This is a genomic window from Acinetobacter sp. NyZ410, assembly GCF_022828975.1.
GTDB classification, from domain to species: domain Bacteria; phylum Pseudomonadota; class Gammaproteobacteria; order Pseudomonadales; family Moraxellaceae; genus Acinetobacter; species Acinetobacter guillouiae.
The window spans coordinates 2,889,206-2,916,158 of the sequence record NZ_CP094620.1 but is presented as its reverse complement, the minus strand read 5'-3'; the positions used below and the strand labels follow the sequence as shown (position 1 = coordinate 2,916,158).

Here is a 26,953-nt window from a genome sequence, read left to right as displayed (position 1 = left end):
TAAAGTTAGTTTAACATGCTTTATAGGCCTTTTTTATCGTCAATTATTTTTAAATGGTGATATTTTATTCTTCCAATACACATTTAAATCTAATTTCTGTCTTAGGGAAATTACCTAAAATATACGGAGACTTAGCATCAATTGTTTCTAATACCTTAACTGCTTTGCCCGTTTTTTTACATTCAGAGTAAGCTTCTTTCATTGCTTCTGCTTTTAATGTTCCCATGCCGGTGAATCCTGATGCAGCCTGACGCGATACCATATAAGTATTGCTTCCCATAGGTACAATACCTGAGTTCGCAGCACAACCACTAAGTACTGTTACTCCAAACATGTAAAGTATAGTTTTAAATTTGAATTTTTTAATCATTTAATTAAGCCAGTATTTGTAAGTGGTTAAATAATACTGCATAAGATTGAATTCAATAAAGAAAAATTAGATGAAGTGTGGTCTTCTCACTAGAGAGGGCTTTAGTTGTTAACTAAATTTTTTGAAAAAATTAAATTTAATTATCATTAATGTGTAGATTTTTACGGTTTCTTATTTGAACATTTAAGTTTGGAGCCCAATCTAGCTTAACTAATAAATCCAATTGATTGTTAATAGTATTATTATGTTTAATATCACTATAGATTTTTAATTGGGTGTTAGTATTATTATTTAAAAAATTGGCTAAATATTTTATGATCTGAAAAAAGATCAGGAATATAGTTTGATTTCTGAACGTAGGTGATAAAATCACTGTAAATATTACAACAGAAGCTTCTGTAGCGAAGTAATATTCAAATAGATCAAAGGCTTATAAGGTTGATTTTACTTGCTTTATAGGCCTTTTTTATCGTCTATTCCTTATTCAATTTAAGATATTTAAATAATCATTACTCACTATGATTTGCTCTAGAGGCAAAATCAGCTATTTTTCAGTCGTTGCAATTCTTTTATATTTTTAAATTTTTTCTAACATTAGCATGATACTGCTTATATAAAATGCTAGACAATTTCCTGCTGGGAAACTAACGACTATTTCGAACTGCTCTAGAAAAACTACGGTCGTCTGTGTAGTTAATGGTCGGTGCAAAAAAACCAGTCTTAAAGTCGACATTCCATGCCTTATATTTGTAGCCTATAGGTTTCCATGGGGATAATGAACTTGACCAATATTTACCATTAGATGGGGTATTAGGAAAAATATGAGTATCTAATGTAGGGCTAGTTGAATCATCAGCACAGTTAGCTGGAGCTTTTTGCCCATAAGGTAATTTTTTCATTTCAAGTTCATGATCTTGTCCATATTGTCTCCTCTCTTGTTCTGGTAATTGTATTTGTCCTATTTTTCTCCAGCCAGTACTACATTTACGAATTGTTATTAATTCTTTTATTTGGGGAACACGCCAGTTATTTTTACCTTCAAATCCACCATTTTTATTCATTTGATTAAGATAATCTTGTGCATCTTCCCAGTTTTTAAATTCCAAAGGATCACCCTTACAAGTTGAGCCTGTCCATGATTGCCCAATTGAACAACGCATCCAGATTAGACCTGTTGCAGGGTCACGCCATTGCCCAGATTTGCTTAATTGCTCATCCGTTTCTGCGTAAACACTCATGGTGCTTGTTGACAATATTAATAGCAAGGATGCTGGAATTAAGCTTTTACGCTGCTCAATACAAAATTTAAATTGGTTAAAAATATTCATTTTGTCTTAGTGCTTAAGGAATAGTTCTCTTTAATTTACTTTTACTTTCCTCCAAAGTAAATGTAGAAAAGACCGAATACCGTATTATCGTTGCCTTGATATATTTCATAACTACATTGATGAATATCGAGCGATGGTAAAGCAGCTGATATATCTGTTTTAACTAGGCTTTTTATCACCTAGTTAAAAGTTGAATCGATCTAATCAGTACGGATATCTAAATATTCAATATAACCAGTACCTTCAACTGCACGATCCTTGAATGTACCTTTATATTTATAGCTCCCTGCATAGCCTCCCGCCATACCATATTGAAAATCAGCATTTGTTCGACCATCAATATGGATTAACGGGTTTCCATTATCATCATTCACGCTCCATGAGAAAGTACGAACTAAACGCATTGATAAACCATTCGGGGTTATAACGCGCTGAGCTTCAAATGCATGGACATTAAAATTAAATCCATTTGAATGAATACTGCCATGATCATCTGTAGAACGAATATATACTCGACGTTGCAATACCAGATTTAATGGACCAAGGATTTCTACAAGTAGGACTTGAGTTTTCTCATCGATATTTAAAATATGATAGGTAAAATAATTGATATATAAATTTACATCTACTGCACGAGCATATTCATAAGTACAAAGTCCTTGAACTGTGGTTTTCTTACCTTGATATTCAAGAAATCCTTCATATTTACATAATAATGCCCAGTGATCATATAAACCCAATGACATTTGTACAAATTGGGCAATTTTATCAGTCGCATGAATCTTTAAATCAAAATTGAAATCATGACCTTCACGCTGCGCATGAAAATTTGGATATGTACCTTCAAGTAACACGTCATGACCAAAACTTAAAGATGAACCATTGCTTTCTAATACACAGTCATTTTCTACACTATAGCCATTAAAATGTTCTTTTGTACCTACTGCGGTACCGATTAATACGTTTGCAGTATCAAGCGCAGTAGTTTGGATCAAATGTTGATTCCGAAAAATTTTTACACGAGGTTGGCCAACCACAATTAATAGATTCAAAAAATTAAATGGTGCTTCAAGATTCGGAATCATAACCCCATAATGAACGCAAGAATACTTTCCTTTTGGTGTATGCGTTGGCGTATTCACATCAAAAGGTCTTCCGTTGATTGTCTCTGAACGATCGATAAAATGATGTAAAAACTTTGGCGCAGCAATGTGTTTGGGGAATAATCGTTTCATCAAAATGATCCTTAATACTTTATTTGTTAAAATTTACAGTTCTATTGAGATGCCCTGACGAGTACTTTTTATATCCAATGCACTCTTAGAGGTAATTTTAAGATATGATTTTGCAAATATTTTCTGTGATGTCTTGTTTAGGATTATTTCAAGATTTTGAGGTAGTTTTATTCCTAGGGGATTGCTTTCTTTAATCGAAAGCTCAGTAAAAACACGTGTTCCCATAATATAATCAAACCACGGACGTGTAACACACCAATTGGCATTTTGATTACTTGCCATATGATGATCATAGTGCCAAGGAATCCGTTTACGCGCGTATTCTGGGTCTAGGTGAGATTTTGCATGTACACGCCAATAATTCCAAATCCCATAATATAAGCCGGCAGTAAAAAATGGTGCAATGGGTAAAAATACAGTTGAAACCGCGGCTAAACCTAACAATGCGGTTTTTTCATTATAAATTTCTGCATTTTTAAACATAGATCCACGATATCCTTCATCATGAAACAGATCTGTTCTGGCACGTTTATGATGTGCTATATGTGTGAAGAAAGGGCTATTACGGTGTTTACTTGGAAACTCATGCAACCATACCTTATGTGCATACCATTCAAATCCATTCGCAACTAAAAGGCCAATTGGAAAACCTAACATCTCTGATCCTTTTCAATTAAGAAATAACCATCAGTGTAGAAAAAAACAGCTCATTTCTTTTGACCGAAAAGCTAACTCGTTAAATGTCATTAGAATCAAGTTATAGTGAAAACTTATTTTTGCTTGCGCTGGCGATAATGGGATGGCGTTTCATTTGTCCAACGTTTAAAGGCACGTGAAAAGGCGGAAGGCTCAGAAAAACCAAGTAAATATACAACTTGATCTATGCTTATATTGGGATTCATCAACAGCTTTTTTGCCATTTTTTCACGATAAGTTGCCAAAACTTTTTCAAAAGTCGTGTTAATTTCTTTAAGATCTGCACGAAGTTTTCGGGGCTGTAGCCCTAAATGTTGGGCAATTAATTTTAGATCTAATTGCCCTGATTCTAATAAACCAGAGCTGAGTAAGTTTTCTATATCATTAATCAAATAATATTTATCGACAACTTTTACCTGCTGTTTAGCTACCTGCTCATGTATTTTTAATAGCATTGGTTCAGCCGATGCTGAAGCTAAACTCAATATTTCCGCATCAAAAATTATACAGCCGTATTGCATACCTAAACGAGTCGGGCATTTCCAGATACGTTGATATTCATCTAAACTCGCGCCTTCTTGGTAAGGCAACCATATTTCTTTGGGATAAAAATGATTGTTACTGATATAGTTTAAAAAATTAAGCATAACGCATATGGCACATTCTAGATAATGACGAACTGGGTGCTGAAGATTCGTGATCATTGCATTTTGATTTTCAATGTGTAAATGAGCCACAAAAGCATCGGTAAAAATTTTCTGATAACGTAACGCTCTTTGTAAGCCGTCCCCAAATGTAGGACTACTCATAAAAATGTATTCTAATATTTCGCCTCTAAAAATCGGAAAATGTTCACCTACATGAAGTCCGATATCCTGATCAGCACTGATTTCTTCAGCTATTTCCCAAAAGCGTTGTTGGGTCGAATTATCTCGCCGAATGGTTTTGTCAGGTGGTTGTTCAGATAATCTTATTTGTGAAAATATCCGATTTGCGTCCAAATTCATTTTATTTAGAGTGTGATATGTTAACCAGAGGAAAACACCAGAATCACTAGATTTGCTTTGATCCATAAATCAAAAATACCGATTTCAACAGATACAATTTATAGTCGTAGATCAGGCTACAAGCGTATAAAAGTCATCAAAATTTAAGCTTGTTTTATCATCTTAGAGAAAGCCATTTGACTGTTCAATGTCATTGCGTGCTAATTTTAATTATTGTTCTACAATCTAATTTAGCTATTCAGCAAATACGCCTAACAACCTTTTTAAAAAGTCTTTTATTTATGAGCAGCCTTTTCAACTAGTCGCTTAAAACTAGGGCATTGCAAATGCGATGGTGCAGGGCAGTCACCTACGTGACGAAGTATGTCACGGAGTGCGATCAATTTATGAATTTGAAGATCAATCTCATCGGCTTTTTGGTGAATAACATTTGTGGAAAGATCAAGTGCACCACGACTATCGAACATTGCTGCGATTTCTTTAAGTGAAAAGCCTGCTGATTTTCCCATTGAAATCAAAGTGAGTCGTAACAGAACTTCAGAAGAGAATTGTCTACGTAATCCATGCCGAGAAATTGAGAAAATCAGACCGATTTCTTCGTAATAGCGTAGTGCTGAAGGTTTAATTCCACTTTTTGCTGAAACTTCACCAATATCAAGAAATTTCATACTTGACCTCAAGTCAACTTGAATTAGTAGTATGTGCTTAAACACCACTGCTGACAAGAGCGCAACATGACAGAGCAGACAGAATCATTAACATTGACAAACAAGACCCAAACTGGAATCACTATCACTTTGGGGTTATCCATGCTATTGGCATCGCTGGGAACAAGCATTGCTAATATCGCATTACCCACACTAGCTGAGGTCTTTTTACTGCCATTTATTCAAGTACAGGCTGTTGTAATTGGATATCTGATCTCGTTGACGATCACGGTTGTGATTGCTGGACGCTTAGGTGATCGATATGGATGTAAGTCTATGCTGATCGTTGGACTGATTATATTCAGTTTGGCTTCACTGCTATGTAGTATTGCACCCAGCTTATGGATATTGGTTGCTGCACGATCATTTCAAGGAATAGGTGCGGCATTCTTAATGACACTTGCAATGGCACTTACACGTCAGACCGTCAGTAAATCACAGTTGGGAAGAGCAATGGGAATGCTTGGAACAATATCTGCTTTAGGTACAGCACTTGGACCAGTGTTGGGCGGGTTTCTGATTGTCGTGAGCGGTTGGCAAAGCATTTTTGGATTACAGTTTATACTTGCCGGTATCGCGATTATTCTGGCTAGGGTACTGCTGCCTAATGATTACATTAAAAAACAAATTCCTGCACTAACTTCTTTGCAAACAGACCAGAACATAACACCAAACCTTATGGTTAATTTGTTGGTTGCTGCTGTTATGATGACCACACTTGTCATTGGACCTTTTTATCTCAGTCTTGGTCTAAACTTGGATCAAATACAAGTGGGTTTGATTATGGGGATTGGGCCAGTGGTTGCTATCTTAAGTGGGATTCCATCGGGTCGACTTGTCGACCGTTGGGGCAGTCGCTATATCGTCACTATAGGATTGATTTTTCTGATTATCGGTAGCTCGATGCTCGCTATCTTACCGAAATTGATGGGTATAAGTGGCTATATCATGCCGATCATTATTTTGACTTCGGGTTATCAGCTGTTTCAGGCAGCCAACAATACCATGACCTTGGCAGATGTTCCCAAAGCTCGACAAGGGATGGTATCAGGACTTCTTAGCTTATCTCGTAATATGGGCTTAATTATCGGGGCTTCAGTGATGGGAGCTATTTTTTCATTTGGTGTTGGCACAAATCAGCTCACTCATGCAACGGCTTTAGCAATCATTGATGGGATGCAACTTACCTTTATCTGTGCTGGAGCATTGATGGTTGTGGGCTTACTCATCAGTTGTGTCTCATTTCGTAGATAATATTGATCAGAAGGGCTTGTAGTGCAATCGTATAAAATGAGCCAAATTCAACAAGCCCTCAAAAGGAGGGCTTTTAAGTTTCTATTGTCCCGTCCTAGATAAGGTTGACACTTTCTAAACTTAAATTTGGAGAGTGTAATGAAAACAATAGTTAAAAGAACACAAAGAGATTACAGCTTAGCTTTTAAATTATCAGTCGTAGATCAAGTTGAAAAAGGTGAAATGACTTATAAACAAGCTCAGAGTAGATATGGTATTCAAGGGCGTTCAACTGTTTTAGCTTGGTTAAGAAAGCATGGTAGATTAGATTGGAGTCAAGGCACCCCATTACGTCATGGAGAAAAACAAATGTCTGATCCTTTACCACTCACACCCGAACAAAGAATCAAAGAGCTTGAACAACAGTTATATGAAACAAAAAGAAAAGCAGAGTTATTTGAATCCATTATAAATATACTCGAACGAGATTACGGAGTAAGCACTACAAAAAAGCCACAAGGCAAGCCATTAAAGAAAAACAAGCGATAGGTTTTAGTATCACTGAATGTTGCCATTATCTTGATATCACTCGACAAGCTTATTACAAACAATGCCAGCAATCGAACCTAAGATATAGATATGAACAAAATGTATTAAAGCAAGTTCGACAAGAAAGAATGTTTCAGCCTCGTATTGGAACAAGGAAACTCCATTATTTACTGAATACGATAATAGGTATCACTATTGGTAGAGATCGATTGTTTGATTTACTCAGAGATCATCGTTTATTAGTACAACCTAAACGCGCATATCATAAGACAACAAATAGCCACCATCGTTTTCACAAGCATCCTAACTTGGTTAAGTTTGGAATTGGGCAAGTGATACCACAGAAACCAGAGCAACTTTGGGTTGCAGATATAACCTATCTTCCTATAGAAACAGGAGAAGCTTATCTGAGCCTAATCACTGATGCTTGGTCTAGAAAAATAGTGGGTTATCATGTGGATGACAATTTAGGTGCGGAAGCTGTTAGCCAAGCATATATCAAGGCATTAAAGGAACGTAAAGCACCACAATATTCACTAATTCATCATTCAGATCGAGGCATACAATATTGTTCAAAGAAATATCAGGAATTACATCAGAAACATAATATTCGATGTTCTATGACCGATGGATATGATTGTTATCAGAATGCTTTAGCTGAAAGGGTCAACGGTATATTGAAGAATGAATATTTACTTCATAAACCAAAGAATCTTGAAGAAGCTAGGCGAATGGTTGCAGAGTCTATAGAAATTTATAATGTCCGTAGACCGCATATGTCGCTAAAATACAAAACGCCCGATGAAATGCATCGAGCGTTTGTATGAAATAAGTGTCAACCTATTTCAGGACTAGACATATTTTTGTTTGGTTTCAATTAAATCACTTAAATCATACCCTAAGCTTTTAGCATAATTTAAATATTCTTCAGTCGTGGCTGGATCAAGCTGTTGAGATCGACTGAGTAACCATAAATATTTCTTATTGGGTGTACCGATCAATGCAACTTGATAGTTTTCATCCAGCTTTAAAATCCAATAATCACCACGCCCTACAGGTAACCAACGAAGTGCTTTTGGTAAAAAACTCACTTTTAATTTGGAGTTTGTAGGCGCGTTTTGTACAGATGCTTCGCCAATCGATTGTTGAAGCTTGCCATTTTTATCGTAACAACGATTATCCACTTTGATTGAGCCATTTTCATTTAAGGAATAATCAGCAGTAACGTTATAATCGCATTTCTTTTGAAAATACATTGGCTTGCGTGCAATTTCATGCCAAGTACCCAGATACCTCTTTAAATCTACATTTTTAACGGTTTGAATCTTTTCATTTCCTGCATAAGCAAATGCCGCAACACTCAGTAATGCTATTCCACCGACGAGCGTTAATATTTTAAACTTGTTGTTCATGACATAGCCCTATATTTAAGTATTTAATATATATATTCATTATGTCGCGCCCGATGCGGGGATATTGTAATTTTGCTTACAAGTCATGTAGCTTTTTCATGTAAAAATCCCTTCTAAGCAGTCCAAGTTGTCTTTTTCTTGCGATAATTTCATCATGTTGGTAGGGCAGAATTTCAACCAATTGATCAACAGTTAAATGGTTGTTTTCAATCAGAAAGCAATCTTGATCTGTTGACCAAGCAGAGGATAACAATTGTTTTCTGTTTGGCTTATTTCTAGGGGACATGGATTAAATTCTTTACACCTTGATGGCTGATAATCAATAAAACTAAGAGTGATCGAATTTTAACGCTCTGCACTTTTAGTTAATCAGATTCGATATGTTTTATATCAAATCTTGATTTTGTTACTTAATCAAGATTTTAATACGTACTTTAGTAAAACTCAAATTTTAATTGTTATCGACAAATTGAGCGGGGGATAAAAATAGTTTATGCTCAGTTTAATCTAAGAACAATGAAGCAGATTTATGAAAAAAATAACAATGGTATCGTTGCTGATGCTTACAGGTTGTATTACACCAAATCCACATAGTTTGGTATTGATGCAGCAAAAAAAACAAATTGAAGTCATGCATGAGCAATTGGACAATGAAAATACCAGTAATGAGGTAAATAGAGCATTATTATGTGGTGAATATGAGCGTGTCTATAAAAAAGAATACCTGCCTGCTTTAATGAAATTAGACAAATCTATGGGACAAGAAAAACCCAAACAGTATTATTTGGACGAATTAAATAACACCATTACTCAATATTTAGAACTGAAAAAAATAACCTGTTAAGGCTTTTTAGTTGGTTCAGTATTTATGCTAAGTTTCTTCCATTTTCTGATTTGAACTCTAAAATTGGTAAAAGGGGCGACAGTGTTGATATGAATCCATTTATACAATGGCCAGTTGGCAGGTGTGGTTGCCCATTTACGTTGATTTATTTTAAATAGTTCTTCATCTGTTAGATTTTCAATCCAGTCTGTGACTTCTTTGACCCGTTTAGACAATAACTGAGTATTTTCTTTTAATGAATACTGGGCATAAGTTTGATAAAAATTTTGATATAGACTGGCTAAGTTATTCCATTTATAGCCTTCTTTTGGCATTGAAACGGGGAAACCTGCAAGTTCTTTACTTTCCCATTCTAATAATAAATTTACCCATCCCAATTGATAGGCTAAGTTTTGGGCAGGGGTTTTATCTACAGCCGCAATTTTATGATCTTTTAAGTCTTCGGATATTTCTTCAAATTCTGTTAAATATTGCTTTAATGAATTATTGATTGCAACAATCAGTTCCTGTTTAGATTGGTAGGTTTTCATCTATTCAATATTCCCAAAATAAATACAATACTGTTTATATTTAATGCATGTTTAGATCTAATTTATTTTAACGATGACAATGATGGAGCAACTCATTACCGTAGTGAATATACAGTAATGAGTCTGAAATTTATGCCAATAGAAAATCAGTCATTCCAGAAGGCGTGTCTATTGTTTATATTCTGCAGCGATTATTCAAAATTATTTAGTAGCAGCTTGCTCATCGCCTTGTGCACTTCTAAACAACTTCCATTCATCAACCACTGTTCCATTTGGAAGCTTACAATATCCTACTTCATTTCCTAAAGCATCTTTTTTAATCTGAGATTCTCCTCCCATTTTTTGACAATACACACTTGCAGGATTGGCCATGCCAAGTGGTTTAGCATTCTGATTATTTACTTCAGGAGTAGAGCAGGCAGAAAGAAGAGTTGTCATGAGCACAGAAGCGCCAATATATATTTTATTCATTGCAAACAAAGTCTTGGTTTTAAAGTATGCAGTATAAATAAATCAGCAAGCTTTAATGTATCTACTCTGTATAATCCTGTAGCTCAAACATAATGATCAGGTATGATTTAGTGTAAAATATTAAGTTTGATTAAATAATTTTGTGTGAGAATAAAGAATATCTTTTTAATGTAAATGCTATGGTCAGTTAAATATAATAATCAGTTAAATATAGGCAATGCAGTATTGATATTACATTTCGAGCAACGCCGTATTATGGGTGAAGAGTAAATACGTTATAAAAAGCACGAAACAGAAAAGTCTATTTCATGCTGATATAGATAAATAGATTATACATTTAAGTGTTTGATAAAATGCTCTAAAACCAGTGGTGATTTTAATTCAAGATTTACTGCAAATTTTTCATTTTCAGCTCGTAAATGAGGAATATTTAAGCCAGCTTTGCGTAATTCACACGTATGACCAATCAGCCATTTTTCCATATCGTCTGCCGCAACTTCGACATGGAATTGTAACGCCAAGATATTTTGCCCAACTCTAAACGCCTGATTTGTATAAATTGCTGAACTGGCAAGTAATTCAGCCTGTACAGGTAAGTCAAAGGTATCACCATGCCAATGTAAAACTTCGGTATTAACCAGCGGTAATAAGGGATTATTTTGAGCTAGATTTAGTTTTAATTGACTCCAACCAATCTCTTTTTGATGGCCTGCATACACTTTTGCACCCAAAGCATGTGCAATCAATTGTGCACCTAAGCAAATGCCAATTGTGGGTAAATTCTTGGCCAAACGTTGTTTAAGATAAGCGATTTCATCATTTAAAAAAGGATAATCTTCTGTTTCATAAACGCCAATTGGTCCACCTAGAATGATGACTAGACCTTCAAACTCAAATGCTTGCTTTAAATCATCCATACCCGCTTCAAAATAACGTATGCGATAGCCCAAATCATAAAAAGTGTCTTCAAGAATACCTAAATCTTCAAAAGCTAAATGTTGAATGGCATAGATTGTCTTCGGCAAAGCGTGTGTGGAGGAAGTCATGGTTTTATAATGATTTAACGAGAATATTGCTAATTTATACTAGATTGTATTGACTTGAAAACTAAATTTATGCTGCGATTTGCAACATAGAATAAATACAGTGTTTGCTTGATTCCAAAATGGTCAATTTAACCGAATCATCAGAGATACTTCGCGCTATGAGTATAGCACCCACCAGTTGACACAAGACGCCCCAGGCTTTTTCTTCACTTCCGAGACGTTGAGCAAATAGGGCATGACCGCGCTGTAATTCTTGTTGATAGCATTGTTTAATCTCCTGATCAGCGCGCGCGACTTCAGTGGCGAGCGTTGGCAATACACAACCATAATCCGGATGTTCAACATGCGAGAGGGTTAAGTAACGATTGAGTTCAAATTCAATCCATAATTCAGCCTGATCATGAGGGTTGTTTTGCCACATCTGAATGCTATTTTTGAGTTCGTTTTCAACCAATGCTTTAAACAAATCTTGCTTGGAAGAAAAATGTGAATAGAATGCACCACTGGTTACGCCAGCAGCTTTCATAAAGCCATCTACACCGGTTGCAGCAAAACCATCTTTTTTAGCAAGCTGCCCACTGATTTTTAACAGCTCTTTTCTTTTTTCTTCTTTATAGCCAGATTTGTATCGCATATTTTCCTCGATCAAATTTTTTCTTGACGCTCTAGTTAAACTATAACATAGTAATCGTTATAATAACGATCGTTATGCAAAAAGGGAAGCATGATATGCAAGATGAAATAACAACATCAAATCAGAAAGTTGCATTGATTATTGGAGCTGGTGATGCAACAGGTGGTGCGATTGCGAAACGTTTTGCCAAAGGGGGATATATTAGTTGTATGACTCGTCGCAATGCTGACAAGTTACAACCGCTGATTGATGAAATTGAACAGGCAGGTGGGACAGCATATGGTTTTGCATCAGATGCTCGAAAAGAACAGCAAGTTATACAATTGATCGAAGAAATTGAAAGCAACATTGGTGAAATAGAGGTATTGGTTTTTAATATCGGTGCCAATGTTCCATGCAGCATCCTTGAAGAAACCGCGCGTAAATATTTTAAAATATGGGAAATGGCGTGTTTCTCCGCCTTTTTAACTGGTCGTGAAGTGGCGAAACGAATGGTAAGCCGACAACGCGGGACATTGATCTTTACTGGCGCGACTGCTGGTCTACGTGGTGCTGCTTATTTTTCAGCATTTGCAGGGGCAAAGCATGCACTTAGAGCTTTGGCACAGAGTATGGCGCGAGAACTTGGTCCACAGAATATTCATGTGGCTCATGTGGTAGTTGATGGTGCAATTGATACAGATTTTATTAAAAATAGTTTTCCTGATCTTTATGAGAAAAAAGACCAAGATGGTATTTTAAATCCTGAACATATTGCTGAAAATTATTGGCATCTTGCCCAGCAACCACGTGATGCATGGACACATGAGCTAGATTTACGTCCTTGGATGGAAAAATGGTAAGTCACTTTATATTAGTAAGTTAATTAATGGTTGCGAGTTGCTATAAGTCATGTTGTATAAGCAGGTGGCTTTATCTTTGTATAGCGAGAGTACATCTGGATGATTTAAGTTTCTTCTAGAATCATTTTTACAGTAGTACGATAAAAACATGATCAGTACAGTTAAGGAATAACACTGAATGAAACAGGTAGAATTTTATTTTGATTTGGGTAGTCCATATAGTTATTTAGGCTTTTATCAGATTCAAAAAATTGCAAAACAAAATCAAGCGCAAGTGATTTGGAAGCCAGTCTTGCTTGGTGGTATTTTTAAAGCCACAGGGAACAGTAGTCCAATGGCTGTACCAGCAAAAGCCAGCTATTCGATGATTGATATGGGACGCTGGTCAAAACTCTGGAATATTCCAATACAAATGAATCCCTATTTTCCTATCAATACTTTAAATCTGATGCGGGTGATTACAGCGGTTCAGCTTTATCAAGCTGAAAAATTCTTAACAGTGTTAAACGCTTTATTTGATGCAATGTTTGGACATCCACGTAATTTAAATGATATCAATGAACTTATTAGCTTACTTCAATCATTGGGTTTTAGTACAGAGCAGGTTCAAACTTGGCTTTCAGATGAACAGGTTAAAGCCCAACTAAAAAATATCACAGAAGAAGCCATTGGGCGTGGTGTTTTTGGTGCACCGACATGGTTTATTGGCGATGAAATGTTTTGGGGCGTTGATCATCTTCACTTTGTTGAGATGGAGTTGGCTAAATCTTGATCAATAAGCTTTTAAATTCTGATTCTATGATTTAGATACTAGCATGAGAGAATTGCGTTGCATTGTGCTGCAGCTAGCCATGCAGCACAGCTATTCTACAGAAAGCCAAACTACATCGAATCATCAAAATATTTGATGAAGAAACGCTAATCGTAAATATAGAGGATTAAACATAATAATGCTGTAATAGCGCAAGGATCAGTGCCAAAGTGAATACGGATAAAAGTGTTTGCATGCTGATGCTTGCTGCCATTAATTGATGATCGCCGTTTAACAGTTTGGTTAAGATATATGCGGAAGATGCGGTTGGGATAGAAAAGAAAATCATGATAGCAATCACGGCGGCATGACTTAGCTCAAAAAACTGCAAACAGATAAAGGCAATAAGTGGGATCAGCAATAATCTGAGTAGGCTAATGAGCAAAGACTTTTTCAGATAAACTCTGAGGGTCGAAAACTGAATTGCTGTTCCTACACATAATAAGCCCAACATCAGGCTACTACTTGAAAAAGCATTTAACAGATTTGCAAAGCCAGACCAAATAGGGATGTTTAAAACATTAAATGTAATTCCCAATATACAAGAGCTGATCAGTGGGTTTTTGATTAAAGACCAGAAAATATTTTTAATGTTCAGTTGATCTTTATCTGTCAGAGAAAGGATCGAAATAACATTAACCAAGGGAATTGCTATAGCAAGGATATTTACCAAGATACTTTTGATTTCAGCATGATTGAGTGTTGTGGCAATCGAGAGTCCGAGATAGGTATTAAAACGAATCAAGCTTTGGACATATACACCGATTTGGGCAATAGGTAGCGGTTTAACTTTGCAAACAGATAAACACCAGCAATGATCATAGCCATAATGAAAAAAATGACCGTAAGAATGCTGTTGAGATGCCCCATATTCATATCTGCATTTGCAAGAGAACTAAACAATAAGGCTGGAAATAAAATATAGTAATTGAGCTTTTCTGCGCCATTCCAGAATTTTTCATCCAGTATACGTGACTGGAACAGATAAAAACCTAAACCAATCAGGGCAATGGATGGGAAAAGAATAGTAATCATTTGTAGCATGCTGAACGCTCTATGCAGAACCTAATTCGACCAAGTCCTACCCACTGATTTTTTCATCTGTAAGCTAAACCCAAGTAAACTTTAATCAAGAATATGACTTATACCTATTCATGGTAAAATGAGTTTTTACTCATGGATAGAGTGGCGATGACATTTACTCAACTGACTATTTTTGCCATGTTGGCTGAACAGAAAAGCTTTACTGTCACAGCGCAGCGTTTGCAAATTTCTCAATCTGCGATTTCTCATGCAATTAAAGGTTTAGAACAAGATTGGTCAGTCACATTGTTTTATCGCAATCATAATGAAGTTGAGCTAACTGAATCGGGTATACGGCTTTTAGTGCATGTGAAAGAAATTTTGAATATTTCTAATGTGCTAAAACAAGAAATCTCCGATATACAAGGATTTCATTCTGGAACTTTAAGAATTGGATCTTTTGGTGCTTCATCTTCTAATGTATTGATTCCCTTAATTCTAGAAAAATTTAGTTTAAAATATCCAAATATTGAAGTGTTTATTAAAGAAGGAACGGACAAAGATATTGCTCAATGGATTCATGACCGTACTATTGATGTTGGATTTGTGGTTTTACCTGAAGAACGTTTTGATACTTTTCCTGTGATTGAGGATATTTTTGTAGCACTTATTCCCAAATCCTATGCACGATCACAACAAAGTGCAGTTCGATTGGATGAATTGGTAGAACATCCTTTTTTAATGACCTCAGCAGGCAGCCAAAACCATGTGACAGAGATGTTTAAAAAAGCCAATCTGAGTCCAAAAATTAAATGTTATTTTTCTCAAATTTTGACCATTATTAATATGGTGAACAATGGTGCTGGTGTTTCAATTGTCGCAGATATGGCCTTGAATAAAGAGTTGATGACGCTGTTTCCCAATGTTCAAAAATTACCTTTATCACCCAATATCAAGCGGTCTATTAGTCTGGCAGTGAAGAATAAAAAACAGATGAGTCCAATTACACAGGCATTTATTGATATTGCACAAATGGTTTAGCATTTTATCGTGAGCCTTTGGTAAAAGAACAAAAGAAGAGTATAAGCACAGAGAATGAATGATTTGATTTATAAATTCATAGAACGTCCTAAAACAGCATTTATACTATGTGGCTGTGTTGCTAACCTATCCTTATGGGCAATCAGCCATATCAAAAGCTTTAGCATTTTATGGGTACTCGGCTTTTTCGTTTTTACTGCATTTTCTGCATTGGCTTTGTCTGTATATTTGATGGAAATTGTTGAGAAAAAGCCAAGATACAAAATCTACTTTCAACTGTTGTTTTACACACTTTTGATCATTTTATATTTAGCATTGAATACTTATAAATCTGTTTTAGATCAGAAATTTTTTCCACGAAGTTTAGTGATGTTTGTGGTTGTGTTTTTCACAATGTCATTGATGGTGAATTTAAGAGTTGTGGTGGGATATAGTTTCGAAAATATTAAAATGCTATGGAAAAGGCGTAAGTAATTTTGCTGCTGATCTCAATATATCTGATTTGAACGTATTGGTTTATGCAACTAAACAAACAATACTAAACAGGCAATAAAGGAATGTGTTGATGGATTTAGAAACATTACAACGGCAAATCTGCAAAAAATATGAGTCAAAATATATCGAATTTAATTTGTCGGATAGGGTTGCAATTGCATTACAGAGTCTAGGTCAACAACCGATTTATGCAGTTCGAGTTGCGCTTAAAAAACCAGACAATGTTTCTTGGTTTATTCACTGTGGAGAATATTCTTCCGCTGATGATTTTTATCAACCGCTGCATGCCTCGCATTTACAGCAACATTTACCTGAAATTTTACCTTATTTGGCGCTTGAGCACGGTTATCATGTCATTATTGATGAGCATGGCTATGAAGATGTTTGGATGAATCCAACAACCGACTAAATTTAGCGAATCATCGCAATCTGTATAAAATAATGAATGAATTGATAGTGATAAGAATTAAAAAGCATCTTCATCATGACCAAAAAAAGCGAACCGAAGTTCGCTTTTTTAAAGTGTAAATCAACTATTAAACTTAGAAGAAGCCCATTGCTTTGGTTGAATAGCTAACCAATAAATTCTTGGTTTGTTGATAATGATCGAGCATCATCTTGTGGTTTTCACGGCCAATGCCTGATTTCTTATAACCACCGAATGCAGCATGTGCAGGGTAGATATGGTAGCAGTTGGTCCATACACGACCAGCTTCAATCGCACGACCCGCACGATAAGAGGTATGCGCAGAACGCGACCATACACCAGCGCCTAAGCCATACATCGTATCATTGGCAATTCGGATTGCATCGTCATAATCTTTAAATGTTGCGACAGAGAGCACGGGTCCAAAAATTTCTTCTTGGAAAATCTTCATACTGTTGTCGCCTTTGAAAATGGTAGGCTCAATATAGAAACCTTGACCGACTTCCTGACGATCGCCGCCACCTGTAAGCAATTGAGCACCTTCAGCACGGCCTGTTGCGATACAGCCCAAGATTTTGTCTTGTTGCTCTTGAGATGCTTGAGCACCAATCATGGTGTCTGTATCTAGAGGATGTCCAGTTTTGATGCGTTTTACACGTTCAACTGCCATTTCTAGGAATTTATCGGCAATACTTTCTTGAACCAAGGCACGTGATGGGCAAGTACATACTTCACCTTGGTTTAAAGCGAACATAGCAAAGCCTTCAAGCGCTTTGTCTAAATAATCATCATCTTTATCCATGACATCTTCAAAGAAGATGTTTGGTGATTTTCCACCAAGCTCAAGTGTCACAGGAATAATATTTTCAGTTGCGTATTGCATGATCATTTGACCAACAGCAGTTGAACCTGTAAAAGCAATTTTAGCAATACGTGGATTGGTTGCCAGTGGGCGACCCACTTCAACGCCGTAACCATTGACAATATTTAAAACGCCTGGCGGTAAAATATCTTGAATGAGTTCAGCAACAACTAAAATACTTGATGGTGTTTGTTCAGCAGGTTTCAGTACAATACAGTTACCCGCTGCAAGTGCTGGTGCAAGTTTCCATGCTGCCATAAGAATAGGGAAGTTCCATGGAATGATCTGACCAACTACACCTAAAGGCTCATGGAAGTGGTAAGCAATGGTATCTTCATCAATTTCTGAGATACCACCTTCTTGTGCACGTAAACAACCTGCAAAATAACGGAAATGGTCAATTGCTAAAGGAATATCAGCTGCCAATGTTTCACGAATTGGCTTACCGTTTTCCCATGTTTCTGCAACCGCTAGTAATTCTAAATTTTCTTCTAAACGATCTGCAATTTTCAGCAGTACATTTGAACGTGTTGTTGGAGATGCTTTGTTCCATGAAGCTTTGGCTTTATGTGCTGCATCTAATGCAAGTTCGATATCTTCCGCAGAAGAACGTGGAATTTTGGTAAAGGCTTTACCATCTACAGGAGAGACATTATCAAAATATTGCCCTTTAACAGGTGCTACCCATTTGCCATCAATAAAGTTTTCATATTGGGCTTTGAACTGTACTTTTGAACCAGGCTGATTTGGATCTACATAACGCATAAGAGTATCCCTTTACTTATATTCATGATCATTCATGATGTGTTTAATATGGCATGTATGAACAATGATTGTTTACATGATGGTTTGAGCATAGAGAGTCAAAGGTAGGGAAAAGGTTGGATGAAATCCAAGACACATTTGCGCTATGCTTTAATCTTTGGCAATATTTTCTTGTTTATTGAAAAATTGCTAAATATTGGAAAAAATTGGTTTTATTCTAACGCTTTGGTATGAGTTGTGTTGACTGAGGTTAAGCTCACTGTGTTAATGTGCTAGAGTAATTTATAAGCAGGTCCGCTGGATAAAAACAACAGAGAAAGGATAGGATATTTTTTAACGAATTACAGAGGAAGTAGCGTATGTTAAGCCAACAAGAGTTATCAAATAAACGGAGTTTAATTGAGCAATTACGCCAAAGCAGTAGTTTGTCTTTAAAACATGCTGATCAACTCGGTCAGAGTATTGCAAGTTCATGGCAACGTTCCAACTCAGCTGCGATTCCCAAAGATCGTGATGCAGCACCCTTGATGAATGTAAAACAAGAAAGAAAAACACTGTTAGAAAAAGCAATCGAACATTGTCGTGATGAATTAACCCATATCGCAGAACAGTCGGCAATGGTTGCTGCGGTAGGGGATATTGGCAGTACCATTATCTGGTCAGCCGCAAGTGGGCAAATGCGCAATGCCGCAGAACGTGTTCATTTTATTGCTGGTGGGCAATGGCGAGAAGATTTGGTGGGAACCAATGCTTTGGCACTGTCATTAAAAACCCAACAATCCAGTTGTGTGTTTTCTAACGAACATTTTATGTCTTCTGTGCATGACTGGGTTTGTTATGCCTCTCCCATTATAGATCCTTATTCCAAACAAGTTTTAGGGGTGATTGATCTGTCAACCACATGGAATCATCACAATAGTTTGGGATTACTGGCAGCTGAACGCTGTGCCTCAATTATTCAATCGGCATTGCTAGAGTTTCAGCAACAACATTTATTTATCCGGGCTTTTGCTGTGCCACAAGTGTTGTTCAATGGCAAGATTGTGGTACTGACACCACGACAAATTGAAATTTTGACCATTCTTGCGTTGTGTCCACAAGGGATGAATCTGGAAAATTTACATCAAGCGCTATATGGTGAACGAAAAGTAAGTGTCGGCACATTAAAAGCTGAAATGTCGCAACTGCGCGATATCTTGGGTGGCATGTTGGGTTCACGGCCTTATCGTTTATTGGCACATGTTGAGGCAGATTTCTTGCAAGCAGAGAATGCTTTAGATGCGGGTTATACCGAATCCGCTTTAAAATTATGCAAAGGTGTATTTTTAGCTAAAACTGAAAGTCCTTTTTTATCTGCATGGCGAGACTGCCTTGAATCACGCCTGAGTGAAGCGATTTTTAAAGCCAATGAAACAGATGCTTTATTAAAACACCTTGCACATTTTCCAGAGGCGATTGATGCCGTTGAGCGTCTGATTGAACTTACACCAGTCGGGCATCCTGCTCATCAAATTCTAATGAAATATAAAGATGAACATTGATTTTGCAGGATACTTTTAACTGATCATTCGCTTGTAAAGAAGAATGAATTGGCGCTTTTAAAGCTGTTTTTGGGCTAACCAAGAAAAAAGTTGATGATAAACTTCTTTTCTGACTTCTGGTGCCGATAAGACCAAGTCATGCAGTCCATTTTGAATGGTCATGACATTAACGTCGCCCTGTATTTTACCTGCATCCCTCACGATGTCTTTGACCTCTAAAATAACATCAGTGCTTTGAGCATCTCGGTTAAATTTCTTGGGATAGGTCGTTTTGTGAGAATGCATCACTAAGGTTGGTACATTGATCTGTACACCTGCATGAATTTCTTTTTGCGCTTCAAAAATTGCATGTACAAAGCTTAAATATACTTTGGGGTAAGTTGGTTTTTTCCACTCTAAGCTGAAATCCCATTCGCCTTGCAAATCTTTATGCAGACTAGTGACATACCATTTATTTAATTCACTTGGAAACTTTAAATTAGGTAAGCGTTTACCCAATGCGCTGAGTTTGGGGAGGGCTAATTTTTTCTTCCAAGCAGGCATATTAAAGTCATAAAAAGGACTATTGCACCATAAGGCTTGAATAAGGGGGTGTTGTGGATAATGTGCTGCATATAATGTTGCGATCAATCCACCTGTAGAATGTCCTGCCAGTAACACCTCAGTGTGGCCTTCCTGACCAATAATCTTTAATGCTTGTGTGATTTCTTCATCATATTCATTCAAATTTAGAACATAATAATATTTTTGATGTGGTAGGTAAGAACGACCATATTTTCTTAAATCAAGTGCATAAAAATCATAATCATGTTGATTAAATTGTTCAGCCATTTCTGTTTGAAAGAAATAATCGATAAAACCATGGATATAGAGCACCGCTTTCTTGGTCGCTTGAACTGCTTGTTTGCGTACCAAAGTCGCAATGACTTTACCATCATAGTCATCTGTTAAGTTTAAGGTTAGTTTTTCATAACCTGTACCAAGGATATCAGGTTGATATTCAGTAGATTGAGTGGTCATAGCATATTCCTGAATTTATTGAAAAATGAAATCCGAAAAATTACAGATAGTCTTTTACCAGCGCATAGGATTCATCATATAGTTTTTGTGCCAATTGCATATCTTTAGCTTTGCCTGATTTAAACGCAGGGGTTTGCAAACTCACATAATCACCATTGCGCTTTTCCCATGATGGATCAAAAGCAATTTTCTTAATTAATTCGGCAGGCTTAGATGGTGGAATAAGACCAAGTTTAATTATTGCATATTGCCATTTGGGTAATTCACGATAAATCTCAGAATCTACGCCACCTGGATGCAATGCATTGCTGGTGACATGACTTCCTTGTAGTTGTTTGGCAAGGATATTACTAAACAGCAGATTGGCTAATTTACTATTGCCATAGCTCAATACACCATTGTATTTTTTCACTTGATCCGCGTTAAAATTCTCAGGTTGGATACGACCTAAAAGATGCATCATTGAAGCCAAATGAATTACACGACCTTGTTGGGCTTTTTGAACCAATGGAAGAAGTTTCAATGTCCAAAGAAAAGGCCCCAGATAATTTATCCCAAACTGTTTTTCAAAACCATCAGCTGTGGCCTCAAGATCAGGTGTCATCATGCCAGCATTGTTGACTAATACATCAATTTTTTCATATTTGGCAATAATTTCATTGGCTGCTTGGTTAATTTGTTCAAGACTATTTAAATCAAGGTGAATCACGTCTACCTGACCTGTACCGAATGACTCTAAGTGTTGCTGTGCTGTTTTTGCTTTTTCTGGATTACGACAAGCAATGATCACATGGTGACCATCCTTAATAAATGTTTCTGCAGTTGCAAGCCCGATTCCAGTGTTTGCACCCGTGATGATGATGGTTTTACTTGTTGTTGTCATTGCTGAAATAATCCGCTGATGTTTTAAGCATCATAGTCATAGATTGTGACTTTATCAATATATCTGACAATAATGATTGTCATTTTTTAATAAGCGTATAAAAAAGGAATATTACCTAAGTAATATTCCTGAGTATCAAGCACACTTCATTGAATTTGGCCTAAAACAGTTGTCAGGCTGACATAGAACCAAAGAGTATCGTTTTACATTGCTGATTCAAAAATTTTAATGACTTGAGCATCAGTTGCTTTACGTGGATTTGTCAACATACAGGCATCTTTTTGCGCATTTGATGTCATTACTGCATGATCTTCCGCTTTGACACCCAGTTCAGCTAAGCCAGAAGGGATACCAATAGATGATGATAACTCACGGATTGCATCAATCGCAGCAAAAGCAGCCTCAGTAACGGTTAAACCCTCGGTATTGACACCCATTAATTGGGCAATTTTTGCATAACGGTCAGGACAAGCAATTAAGTTAAACTCACACACATGCGGTAATAGAATTGCATTACATACGCCGTGTGGAAGGTTATAGAAGCCACCTAATTGATGAGCCATTGCATGTACATAACCTAAAGATGCATTGTTAAATGCCATACCTGCTAAATATTGTGCATATGCCATCGCATCACGTGCTTCAAGATTTTCGCCATTGGCAACAGCAGGGCTTAACCATTCGCTAATCATTGAAATGGCTTTTTCTGCACATGCATCGGTAATTGGGTTTGCAGCAGTTGAAACATAAGCTTCTACAGCATGAGTTAAAGCATCCATACCCGTTGCAGCAGTTAAAGCAGCAGGTTTTGCAATCATGAGTTTAGGATCATCAATTGCAACAAGCGGGGTACAACGCCAGTCAACAATCGCCATTTTTACATGGGTATCTGTATTGGTGATAATACAGAAACGAGTCATTTCAGAAGCAGTTCCCGCCGTTGTATTGATTGCGACAAGCGGTGTCATTGGGACTTTACTTTGATCAATCCCTTCATAATCACGAATATGACCACCACCTGCGGTGACTAGGCCAATTCCTTTTGCACAGTCATGAGAAGATCCGCCGCCTAAAGACACAATAAAGTCACAGCCATTATTGTTATATTCATTTACGCCATTGTGTACATTAATATCTGTCGGGTTTGGTTCTGCGCCAGGAAAAACATGACTGTCTACGCCAGCTTCTTTGAGATAGTCAACAATAATGTCTGCAACACCAAATTTGAATAGGCCAGCATCAGTGACGATGAGGGCTTTTTTTGCCCCTAAATTTTGTGCTTTAGCGCCGACTTCTTTGGCACAACCTGGACCAAAAAGTGAGACGCAAGGGATGTAAAAACCGTTTGTTTGATCTGCTATATTTTTAAAAGCCATGGTGCGATTCCTTCTACCATTGTTATTTCATCATTCCAGAAAGGTGATGATCACCTTGAGGTTGAGTATCAGTTTTGAGGGCTGGATTGAATACCTACTAAACACCTACCAAATTTTAATCATGCAAATTTTAAATTAAGTATTTGATATTTATATTTAAAATAAAATGATGAAGTTTTTCTTTATAATTTTAAGCTGAAAATCAGGCTTTAACGTGAGTTTTGATTAAAAACGACAAAAACAGATTTTATTTGGTATTTTTTGCTTTGACAGATCATTTTATTTTTAAAAAGTGAATCGTTGCTTTAAATTTCGGGGATAAATTTTTAAATCCATCAAAATAGACTAAATTATCAATTTATGAGAATGTGTGTTAATAATTAAAAAGTGAAAATTATGTGAAAAATTTGATATTTCTATACTAGGTCAGTATGGGCTTAAATAGACTTTTTAAATATACCTGTACTGTTAATTTATGCTAAATGATAAAAATAACATAATGATATATATCATTAATAAGTATTATAAAAAATTTAAAAATAAAAATACCAATATTTTTTTTGGATGAGTGTAAATGCTATTGATCAGAATTTTATACATAAATATTGTTTTTTATGTATGTTTTTTAAACAGGTTGCCACGGTTCGGTAATCTCATATTTTAAGGATAAAAAATGAAAAAAATATTAACGTTAAAAAATATTGCTATAGCAACTTCATTATTCGCGATTACCAGCACGAGTTTTGCGGGGGAGTATAAACGCTTTTCAGTATCTGCAGGTTGGTTACATGTCATGCCTCAAGGAAAAGCCAATCCCTTTAATATTAATACCAGTGTTAAAAATGGTACCAATGCAACAGTCGGAAGTATCTCTACAACCAGTTTTTTAAACTCAGTTGATCCTAATGCGATGGGAGAAGACTTAGGCGGAGTGCCATTTAATCAGAAAGAGGTGTTAACTGAATTTCTCAATGATGCCTTTATGCAAACCTTATTGACTGATGGTAAGGGTAATATTTTGCCGGAGGTCGCAGGAACCGCAAATATTCATGGCTTGGAAAATTGGCAAGCAAAGGGTACAGGGCTCGAAGTCGATGACGTGGATACGCTGGGCTTGATGCTAAATTATTACATCAACGACAATGTTTCTTTGCAACTCATTGGTGGGATTCCTCCAAAAGTGGATATTAAAGGTAAAGGGGAAATCTTGGCACCGCTCACAGGATTAGCCACTTCGCCAAATGAGTTGGTTAATATCTTATTTCCAGATGGTATTGGTTTAAATCAAGCAATCCCAATCACCAATTTAGGCAATAAGTCTAAAGCAGCATCGGTACGTGCTTGGACACCAGCGCTGGAAGCGCAATATCAATTTGGTCAATCTGGTGTCAATAAATTGCGTCCATATATTGGGGTAGGGGTGATGTACTCTCATTTCACGGATATTAAGTTGAACTCACAGATCAAAAGTGATCTGGTTGCAGCGGGACACATGATTCAAAACGTTTTAGATGGAAAAGCTGGGGCTGCGTTAGATGGCAAACCTTCCAGTGCAAATCCTTATGTAAGAGTTAAAACGACTGATGCCATAGCACCTATTGTAAGTCTGGGCGCTACTTATGATATTAATGAAAACTGGTTTGGTGTGGCTTCTGTTTCTTATGCCAAGCTCAACAATCAGGCAAAGATTGATGTTGTTGATGCCAAGACTGGTAAGCGACTGATTAATTCCACGACAAAAGTCGATATAGATCCATTGATTACTTATGTTGGTGTGGGGTATCGCTTCTAAAATCAACACTATTTTCCCTAAGAATAGTGAAGATTTTAAATGGTTAGCTTCGGCTAACCATTTTTTGTGGTCTATGTAAAATCTTGTTAGCGATATGTAGATTGACGAGCAATAAAAAAGCATCCATTCAGGATGCTTTTTTGAAGGTATGGTACAAATCAGAGAACTTATTTCTCTACGATTGCAGTTACACCTTGACCACCAGCAGCACAAATCGAAATTAACACACGACCTGAACCTTTTTGGTTAATCAATTTTGCAGCAGTTGCCAAAATACGACCACCTGTTGCTGCGAATGGATGACCAGCAGCTAAAGAAGAACCTTTAACATTGAGTTTGCTACGGTCAATTGAGCCCAATGGTGCATCTAGACCTAAACGTTCTTTACAGAACTTAGGATCTTCCCATGCTTTTAAGGTCGAAAGAACTTGTGATGCAAAAGCTTCATGAATTTCATAGTAGTCGAAGTCTTGAAGTTTAATACCCGCACGAGCCAACATACGTGGAACAGCATAAGCAGGTGCCATCAATAAACCTTCTTTCTTATTGACAAAATCTACAGCAGCAGTTTCAGTGAATGTTAAGTACGCGAGTACTTCGTGACCATTTGCTTTCGCCCATTCTTCAGAGGATAAAAGCACTACTGAAGCGCCGTCTGTAAGTGGAGTAGAGTTACCTGCAGTCATTGTTGCAGTATCACCTTTACCAAATGCAGGTTTAAGCTTAGCCAATTTTTCAACTGAAGAATCAGGACGTAAGTTATTGTCTTTGTCTAGCCCCATAAATGGCGTGATCAAATCATCGAAGAAACCTTCTTCATATGCTTTGGCCATTTTTTGATGTGAAGATGCAGCAAGTTCATCTTGAGCTTCGCGAGGAATACCCCATTCTAAAGCAGTAATCGCTTGGTGATCACCCATAGATAAACCTGTACGAGGTTCACCATTTTTTGGCGCATCCATCAAGTCTTTAACATTAATTTTAGCTAAGGCTTTTAAACGGTCTTTACCTGTTTTTGCAATGTTTAATTCAAGCAATGCTTTACGTAAGCCATCACCAAACGCGATTGGTGCATCAGAAGTGGTATCTACACCACCAGCAATACCCACTTCAATTTGGCCTAATGCAATTTTGTTTGCAACAAGGAAAGCTGCTTGTAAGCCAGTAGCACATGCTTGTTGAATATCATAAGCAGGGGTTTCAGGGGCAAGTTGAGTATTTAAAACACATTCACGTGTCATGTTGAAATCACGGCTATGTTTTAGAACTGCACCAGCAACAACTTCACCTAAACGTTGACCTTGAAGGTTAAAACGTTCAATTAAACCGTTTAAAGACGCAGTAAGCATGTCAATGTTTGACGCTCGGAAATAAGGGCCATTTGAACGTGCAAAAGGAATACGGTTACCGCCAATAATTGCTACGCGACGTACAGTGTTTTGACTCATAATTTTATCCTGCTGACCAGAAGTTTGAGTTTTAGAAGATGAAGCTGTTGTAACTTTTTTTGCCGTCGATGCCGTTGCTTTGCTACGTGAAGCAGCTGCTGGTGCACGAGTCGGTTTTTTAGTCGTGTTGGCTGCATTGGCATTTGTAGAATTTGTGTTGCTACTTTTACTCGTACGAGTACGAGGTTTTGATGTATTTGACACAGTTTCTTGTACAGTGCTTTCAGCGTTTGAATTTTCTTGAGTTGTTTTGCTCATAAGGCTTTTCCAAGCATGTTCGCAATATTCTTAGTGCTTACATTAACATAATTGGCTATGACTCGAATTGACTATAATGACATTTGCATATTCTTTCAGGTCAAGTCATCATTTTGGCAACTCAAGTATGATTTAACTGAAACTTATGGGTCATAGAGATGATAGCGTTGTTGACGATTCCTCTAAGCCTTGCGCAAAGACCAACGCAAGCCATTTAAGAAAGCGCAACACAGCTAAATATCTGAGATTATACTGAAGTTAAAAGATAGCTTAAGCCCCATACAAAATTAATTTGATGAGAGATAAG

Annotated in this window: 29 protein-coding genes; 10 read left to right on the top strand and 19 right to left on the bottom strand. The window is 36.8% G+C overall.

What is annotated here, in order from left to right; all coding sequences use genetic code 11:
• Positions 1 to 64: 64 nt before the first annotated feature.
• From MTO68_RS13760 to MTO68_RS13735, 6 genes are all read right to left on the bottom strand, one after another.
• On the bottom strand, positions 65 to 370 hold the full coding sequence (locus tag MTO68_RS13760) for a hypothetical protein (protein ID WP_244012918.1): 306 nt from the start codon (positions 368 to 370) through the stop codon (positions 65 to 67).
• Between the two features lie 644 nt (positions 371 to 1,014).
• Entirely contained in the window at positions 1,015 to 1,698 is a 684-nt protein-coding gene (locus MTO68_RS13755; protein WP_244012917.1) for a DUF1566 domain-containing protein, read from the bottom strand.
• 200 nt (positions 1,699 to 1,898) lie between these two features.
• Positions 1,899 to 2,933 (bottom strand): DUF6670 family protein, encoded by a 1,035-nt coding sequence (locus MTO68_RS13750; protein WP_244012915.1) that lies wholly within the window; start codon positions 2,931 to 2,933, stop codon positions 1,899 to 1,901.
• 33 nt (positions 2,934 to 2,966) lie between these two features.
• Positions 2,967 to 3,590 carry a sterol desaturase family protein gene (locus MTO68_RS13745; protein WP_244012913.1) on the bottom strand — a complete coding sequence of 208 codons (624 nt, stop codon included), beginning with the start codon at positions 3,588 to 3,590 and terminating at the stop codon, positions 2,967 to 2,969.
• A 113-nt stretch (positions 3,591 to 3,703) separates the two neighbouring features.
• A complete protein-coding gene (locus MTO68_RS13740; protein ID WP_244012911.1) occupies positions 3,704 to 4,702 on the bottom strand; it encodes an AraC family transcriptional regulator in 999 nt (332 codons plus the stop codon).
• Between the two features lie 209 nt (positions 4,703 to 4,911).
• A complete protein-coding gene (locus MTO68_RS13735) occupies positions 4,912 to 5,304 on the bottom strand; it encodes a helix-turn-helix domain-containing protein (RefSeq protein WP_244012910.1) in 393 nt (130 codons plus the stop codon).
• 66 nt (positions 5,305 to 5,370) lie between these two features.
• On the opposite strand from MTO68_RS13735, the gene MTO68_RS13730 reads away from it, so the two are divergent.
• Together MTO68_RS13730 and MTO68_RS13725 are read left to right on the top strand one after the other, a co-directional pair.
• Entirely contained in the window at positions 5,371 to 6,597 is a 1,227-nt protein-coding gene (locus tag MTO68_RS13730) for an MFS transporter (protein ID WP_244012908.1), read from the top strand.
• A 138-nt stretch (positions 6,598 to 6,735) separates the two neighbouring features.
• Positions 6,736 to 7,952 (top strand): IS3 family transposase gene (locus MTO68_RS13725; RefSeq protein WP_244012906.1). Its coding sequence is split into 2 segments (ribosomal slippage): positions 6,736 to 7,081 and positions 7,081 to 7,952, totalling 1,218 coding nucleotides; the frame shifts between segments, so codons are not numbered across the junction.
• 24 nt (positions 7,953 to 7,976) lie between these two features.
• Here MTO68_RS13725 and MTO68_RS13720 read toward each other — a convergent pair.
• Together MTO68_RS13720 and MTO68_RS13715 are read right to left on the bottom strand one after the other, a co-directional pair.
• Positions 7,977 to 8,537 (bottom strand): lipocalin family protein, encoded by a 561-nt coding sequence (locus MTO68_RS13720; protein WP_244012904.1) that lies wholly within the window; start codon positions 8,535 to 8,537, stop codon positions 7,977 to 7,979.
• 76 nt (positions 8,538 to 8,613) lie between these two features.
• On the bottom strand, positions 8,614 to 8,823 hold the full coding sequence (locus MTO68_RS13715; protein WP_244012902.1) for an acyl-CoA thioesterase: 210 nt from the start codon (positions 8,821 to 8,823) through the stop codon (positions 8,614 to 8,616).
• Between the two features lie 243 nt (positions 8,824 to 9,066).
• Here MTO68_RS13715 and MTO68_RS13710 point away from each other — a divergent pair, with 243 nt between their 5' ends.
• The gene (locus MTO68_RS13710; RefSeq protein WP_244012900.1) at positions 9,067 to 9,381 is read left to right on the top strand and encodes a hypothetical protein; all 315 of its coding nucleotides are present in this window, start codon (positions 9,067 to 9,069) and stop codon (positions 9,379 to 9,381) included.
• On the opposite strand, the gene MTO68_RS13705 is transcribed toward MTO68_RS13710, so the two are convergent.
• From MTO68_RS13705 to MTO68_RS13690, 4 genes are all read right to left on the bottom strand, one after another.
• On the bottom strand, positions 9,378 to 9,911 hold the full coding sequence (locus MTO68_RS13705) for a ClbS/DfsB family four-helix bundle protein (RefSeq protein ID WP_244012899.1): 534 nt from the start codon (positions 9,909 to 9,911) through the stop codon (positions 9,378 to 9,380). The genes MTO68_RS13710 and MTO68_RS13705 overlap by 4 nt on opposite strands.
• Positions 9,912 to 10,112: 201 nt before the next feature.
• Positions 10,113 to 10,382 carry a DUF333 domain-containing protein gene (locus tag MTO68_RS13700; protein WP_034615223.1) on the bottom strand — a complete coding sequence of 90 codons (270 nt, stop codon included), beginning with the start codon at positions 10,380 to 10,382 and terminating at the stop codon, positions 10,113 to 10,115.
• Positions 10,383 to 10,711: 329 nt separating this feature from the next.
• The gene (locus tag MTO68_RS13695; RefSeq protein ID WP_034615219.1) at positions 10,712 to 11,428 is read right to left on the bottom strand and encodes a glutamine amidotransferase; all 717 of its coding nucleotides are present in this window, start codon (positions 11,426 to 11,428) and stop codon (positions 10,712 to 10,714) included.
• Positions 11,429 to 11,495: 67 nt separating this feature from the next.
• A complete protein-coding gene (locus tag MTO68_RS13690) occupies positions 11,496 to 12,062 on the bottom strand; it encodes a TetR/AcrR family transcriptional regulator (protein WP_004822304.1) in 567 nt (188 codons plus the stop codon).
• Between the two features lie 95 nt (positions 12,063 to 12,157).
• On the opposite strand from MTO68_RS13690, the gene MTO68_RS13685 reads away from it, so the two are divergent.
• Both MTO68_RS13685 and MTO68_RS13680 read left to right on the top strand, forming a co-directional pair.
• Positions 12,158 to 12,904 (top strand): SDR family oxidoreductase, encoded by a 747-nt coding sequence (locus MTO68_RS13685; protein ID WP_096734377.1) that lies wholly within the window; start codon positions 12,158 to 12,160, stop codon positions 12,902 to 12,904.
• A 178-nt stretch (positions 12,905 to 13,082) separates the two neighbouring features.
• Positions 13,083 to 13,676 (top strand): 2-hydroxychromene-2-carboxylate isomerase, encoded by a 594-nt coding sequence (locus MTO68_RS13680; protein ID WP_244012898.1) that lies wholly within the window; start codon positions 13,083 to 13,085, stop codon positions 13,674 to 13,676.
• A 166-nt stretch (positions 13,677 to 13,842) separates the two neighbouring features.
• On the opposite strand, the gene MTO68_RS13675 is transcribed toward MTO68_RS13680, so the two are convergent.
• Both MTO68_RS13675 and MTO68_RS13670 read right to left on the bottom strand, forming a co-directional pair.
• On the bottom strand, positions 13,843 to 14,460 hold the full coding sequence (locus MTO68_RS13675; RefSeq protein ID WP_244012896.1) for an AEC family transporter: 618 nt from the start codon (positions 14,458 to 14,460) through the stop codon (positions 13,843 to 13,845).
• Positions 14,457 to 14,759, bottom strand: a complete 303-nt coding sequence (locus MTO68_RS13670; protein WP_244012894.1) for an AEC family transporter — start codon at positions 14,757 to 14,759, stop codon at positions 14,457 to 14,459. Before MTO68_RS13670 ends, MTO68_RS13675 begins: the two co-directional genes overlap by 4 nt.
• 147 nt (positions 14,760 to 14,906) lie before the next feature.
• On the opposite strand from MTO68_RS13670, the gene MTO68_RS13665 reads away from it, so the two are divergent.
• The 3 genes from MTO68_RS13665 to MTO68_RS13655 all read left to right on the top strand — a co-directional run bounded on the left by MTO68_RS13665 (position 14,907) and on the right by MTO68_RS13655 (position 16,683).
• Positions 14,907 to 15,779: a LysR family transcriptional regulator gene (locus tag MTO68_RS13665; RefSeq protein WP_239046764.1), complete on the top strand. Its 873-nt coding sequence runs from the start codon at positions 14,907 to 14,909 to the stop codon at positions 15,777 to 15,779.
• 54 nt (positions 15,780 to 15,833) lie between these two features.
• Positions 15,834 to 16,253: a hypothetical protein gene (locus MTO68_RS13660; RefSeq protein ID WP_244012892.1), complete on the top strand. Its 420-nt coding sequence runs from the start codon at positions 15,834 to 15,836 to the stop codon at positions 16,251 to 16,253.
• A gap of 91 nt (positions 16,254 to 16,344) precedes the next feature.
• The gene (locus MTO68_RS13655; RefSeq protein WP_244012890.1) at positions 16,345 to 16,683 is read left to right on the top strand and encodes a hypothetical protein; all 339 of its coding nucleotides are present in this window, start codon (positions 16,345 to 16,347) and stop codon (positions 16,681 to 16,683) included.
• A gap of 133 nt (positions 16,684 to 16,816) precedes the next feature.
• Here MTO68_RS13655 and MTO68_RS13650 read toward each other — a convergent pair whose 3' ends face one another.
• Positions 16,817 to 18,328 carry an aldehyde dehydrogenase family protein gene (locus MTO68_RS13650; protein ID WP_004719517.1) on the bottom strand — a complete coding sequence of 504 codons (1,512 nt, stop codon included), beginning with the start codon at positions 18,326 to 18,328 and terminating at the stop codon, positions 16,817 to 16,819.
• A gap of 359 nt (positions 18,329 to 18,687) precedes the next feature.
• Between MTO68_RS13650 and MTO68_RS13645 the strand changes: the two genes are divergently transcribed.
• A complete protein-coding gene (locus MTO68_RS13645; protein ID WP_004719519.1) occupies positions 18,688 to 19,869 on the top strand; it encodes a hypothetical protein in 1,182 nt (393 codons plus the stop codon).
• Positions 19,870 to 19,926: 57 nt separating this feature from the next.
• Here the strand turns inward: MTO68_RS13645 and MTO68_RS13640 are convergent, their stop codons facing one another.
• The 3 genes from MTO68_RS13640 to MTO68_RS13630 form a co-directional block, all read right to left on the bottom strand.
• The gene (locus MTO68_RS13640) at positions 19,927 to 20,889 is read right to left on the bottom strand and encodes an alpha/beta hydrolase (RefSeq protein ID WP_239045436.1); all 963 of its coding nucleotides are present in this window, start codon (positions 20,887 to 20,889) and stop codon (positions 19,927 to 19,929) included.
• Positions 20,890 to 20,929: 40 nt separating this feature from the next.
• Entirely contained in the window at positions 20,930 to 21,772 is an 843-nt protein-coding gene (locus tag MTO68_RS13635; protein ID WP_244012888.1) for an SDR family oxidoreductase, read from the bottom strand.
• 203 nt (positions 21,773 to 21,975) lie between these two features.
• Complete coding sequence (locus tag MTO68_RS13630) at positions 21,976 to 23,148, bottom strand: iron-containing alcohol dehydrogenase (RefSeq protein WP_105713693.1); 1,173 nt, start codon at positions 23,146 to 23,148, stop codon at positions 21,976 to 21,978.
• Between the two features lie 673 nt (positions 23,149 to 23,821).
• Here MTO68_RS13630 and MTO68_RS13625 point away from each other — a divergent pair.
• Entirely contained in the window at positions 23,822 to 24,940 is a 1,119-nt protein-coding gene (locus MTO68_RS13625) for an OmpW family outer membrane protein (RefSeq protein WP_004822285.1), read from the top strand.
• A 167-nt stretch (positions 24,941 to 25,107) separates the two neighbouring features.
• Here the strand turns inward: MTO68_RS13625 and MTO68_RS13620 are convergent, their stop codons facing one another.
• Positions 25,108 to 26,646 (bottom strand): acetyl-CoA C-acetyltransferase, encoded by a 1,539-nt coding sequence (locus tag MTO68_RS13620; RefSeq protein ID WP_244012887.1) that lies wholly within the window; start codon positions 26,644 to 26,646, stop codon positions 25,108 to 25,110.
• Positions 26,647 to 26,953: the final 307 nt, after the last annotated feature.

Excerpts from the sequence above, each read along its gene's own strand:
- MTO68_RS13760 (WP_244012918.1), bottom strand. The coding sequence starts at position 370 with ATGATTAAAAAATTCAAATTTAAAACTATACTTTACATGTTTGGAGTA.
- MTO68_RS13755 (WP_244012917.1), bottom strand. The coding sequence starts at position 1,698 with ATGAATATTTTTAACCAATTTAAATTTTGTATTGAGCAGCGTAAAAGC.
- MTO68_RS13750 (WP_244012915.1), bottom strand. The coding sequence starts at position 2,933 with ATGAAACGATTATTCCCCAAACACATTGCTGCGCCAAAGTTTTTACAT.
- MTO68_RS13745 (WP_244012913.1), bottom strand. The coding sequence starts at position 3,590 with ATGTTAGGTTTTCCAATTGGCCTTTTAGTTGCGAATGGATTTGAATGG.
- MTO68_RS13740 (WP_244012911.1), bottom strand. The coding sequence starts at position 4,702 with ATGGATCAAAGCAAATCTAGTGATTCTGGTGTTTTCCTCTGGTTAACA.
- MTO68_RS13735 (WP_244012910.1), bottom strand. The coding sequence starts at position 5,304 with ATGAAATTTCTTGATATTGGTGAAGTTTCAGCAAAAAGTGGAATTAAA.
- MTO68_RS13730 (WP_244012908.1), top strand. The coding sequence starts at position 5,371 with ATGACAGAGCAGACAGAATCATTAACATTGACAAACAAGACCCAAACT.
- MTO68_RS13720 (WP_244012904.1), bottom strand. The coding sequence starts at position 8,537 with ATGAACAACAAGTTTAAAATATTAACGCTCGTCGGTGGAATAGCATTA.
- MTO68_RS13715 (WP_244012902.1), bottom strand. The coding sequence starts at position 8,823 with ATGTCCCCTAGAAATAAGCCAAACAGAAAACAATTGTTATCCTCTGCT.
- MTO68_RS13710 (WP_244012900.1), top strand. The coding sequence starts at position 9,067 with ATGAAAAAAATAACAATGGTATCGTTGCTGATGCTTACAGGTTGTATT.
- MTO68_RS13705 (WP_244012899.1), bottom strand. The coding sequence starts at position 9,911 with ATGAAAACCTACCAATCTAAACAGGAACTGATTGTTGCAATCAATAAT.
- MTO68_RS13700 (WP_034615223.1), bottom strand. The coding sequence starts at position 10,382 with ATGAATAAAATATATATTGGCGCTTCTGTGCTCATGACAACTCTTCTT.
- MTO68_RS13695 (WP_034615219.1), bottom strand. The coding sequence starts at position 11,428 with ATGACTTCCTCCACACACGCTTTGCCGAAGACAATCTATGCCATTCAA.
- MTO68_RS13690 (WP_004822304.1), bottom strand. The coding sequence starts at position 12,062 with ATGCGATACAAATCTGGCTATAAAGAAGAAAAAAGAAAAGAGCTGTTA.
- MTO68_RS13685 (WP_096734377.1), top strand. The coding sequence starts at position 12,158 with ATGCAAGATGAAATAACAACATCAAATCAGAAAGTTGCATTGATTATT.
- MTO68_RS13680 (WP_244012898.1), top strand. The coding sequence starts at position 13,083 with ATGAAACAGGTAGAATTTTATTTTGATTTGGGTAGTCCATATAGTTAT.
- MTO68_RS13670 (WP_244012894.1), bottom strand. The coding sequence starts at position 14,759 with ATGCTACAAATGATTACTATTCTTTTCCCATCCATTGCCCTGATTGGT.
- MTO68_RS13665 (WP_239046764.1), top strand. The coding sequence starts at position 14,907 with ATGACATTTACTCAACTGACTATTTTTGCCATGTTGGCTGAACAGAAA.
- MTO68_RS13660 (WP_244012892.1), top strand. The coding sequence starts at position 15,834 with ATGAATGATTTGATTTATAAATTCATAGAACGTCCTAAAACAGCATTT.
- MTO68_RS13655 (WP_244012890.1), top strand. The coding sequence starts at position 16,345 with ATGGATTTAGAAACATTACAACGGCAAATCTGCAAAAAATATGAGTCA.
- MTO68_RS13650 (WP_004719517.1), bottom strand. The coding sequence starts at position 18,328 with ATGCGTTATGTAGATCCAAATCAGCCTGGTTCAAAAGTACAGTTCAAA.
- MTO68_RS13645 (WP_004719519.1), top strand. The coding sequence starts at position 18,688 with ATGTTAAGCCAACAAGAGTTATCAAATAAACGGAGTTTAATTGAGCAA.
- MTO68_RS13640 (WP_239045436.1), bottom strand. The coding sequence starts at position 20,889 with ATGACCACTCAATCTACTGAATATCAACCTGATATCCTTGGTACAGGT.
- MTO68_RS13635 (WP_244012888.1), bottom strand. The coding sequence starts at position 21,772 with ATGACAACAACAAGTAAAACCATCATCATCACGGGTGCAAACACTGGA.
- MTO68_RS13630 (WP_105713693.1), bottom strand. The coding sequence starts at position 23,148 with ATGGCTTTTAAAAATATAGCAGATCAAACAAACGGTTTTTACATCCCT.
- MTO68_RS13625 (WP_004822285.1), top strand. The coding sequence starts at position 23,822 with ATGAAAAAAATATTAACGTTAAAAAATATTGCTATAGCAACTTCATTA.
- MTO68_RS13620 (WP_244012887.1), bottom strand. The coding sequence starts at position 26,646 with ATGAGCAAAACAACTCAAGAAAATTCAAACGCTGAAAGCACTGTACAA.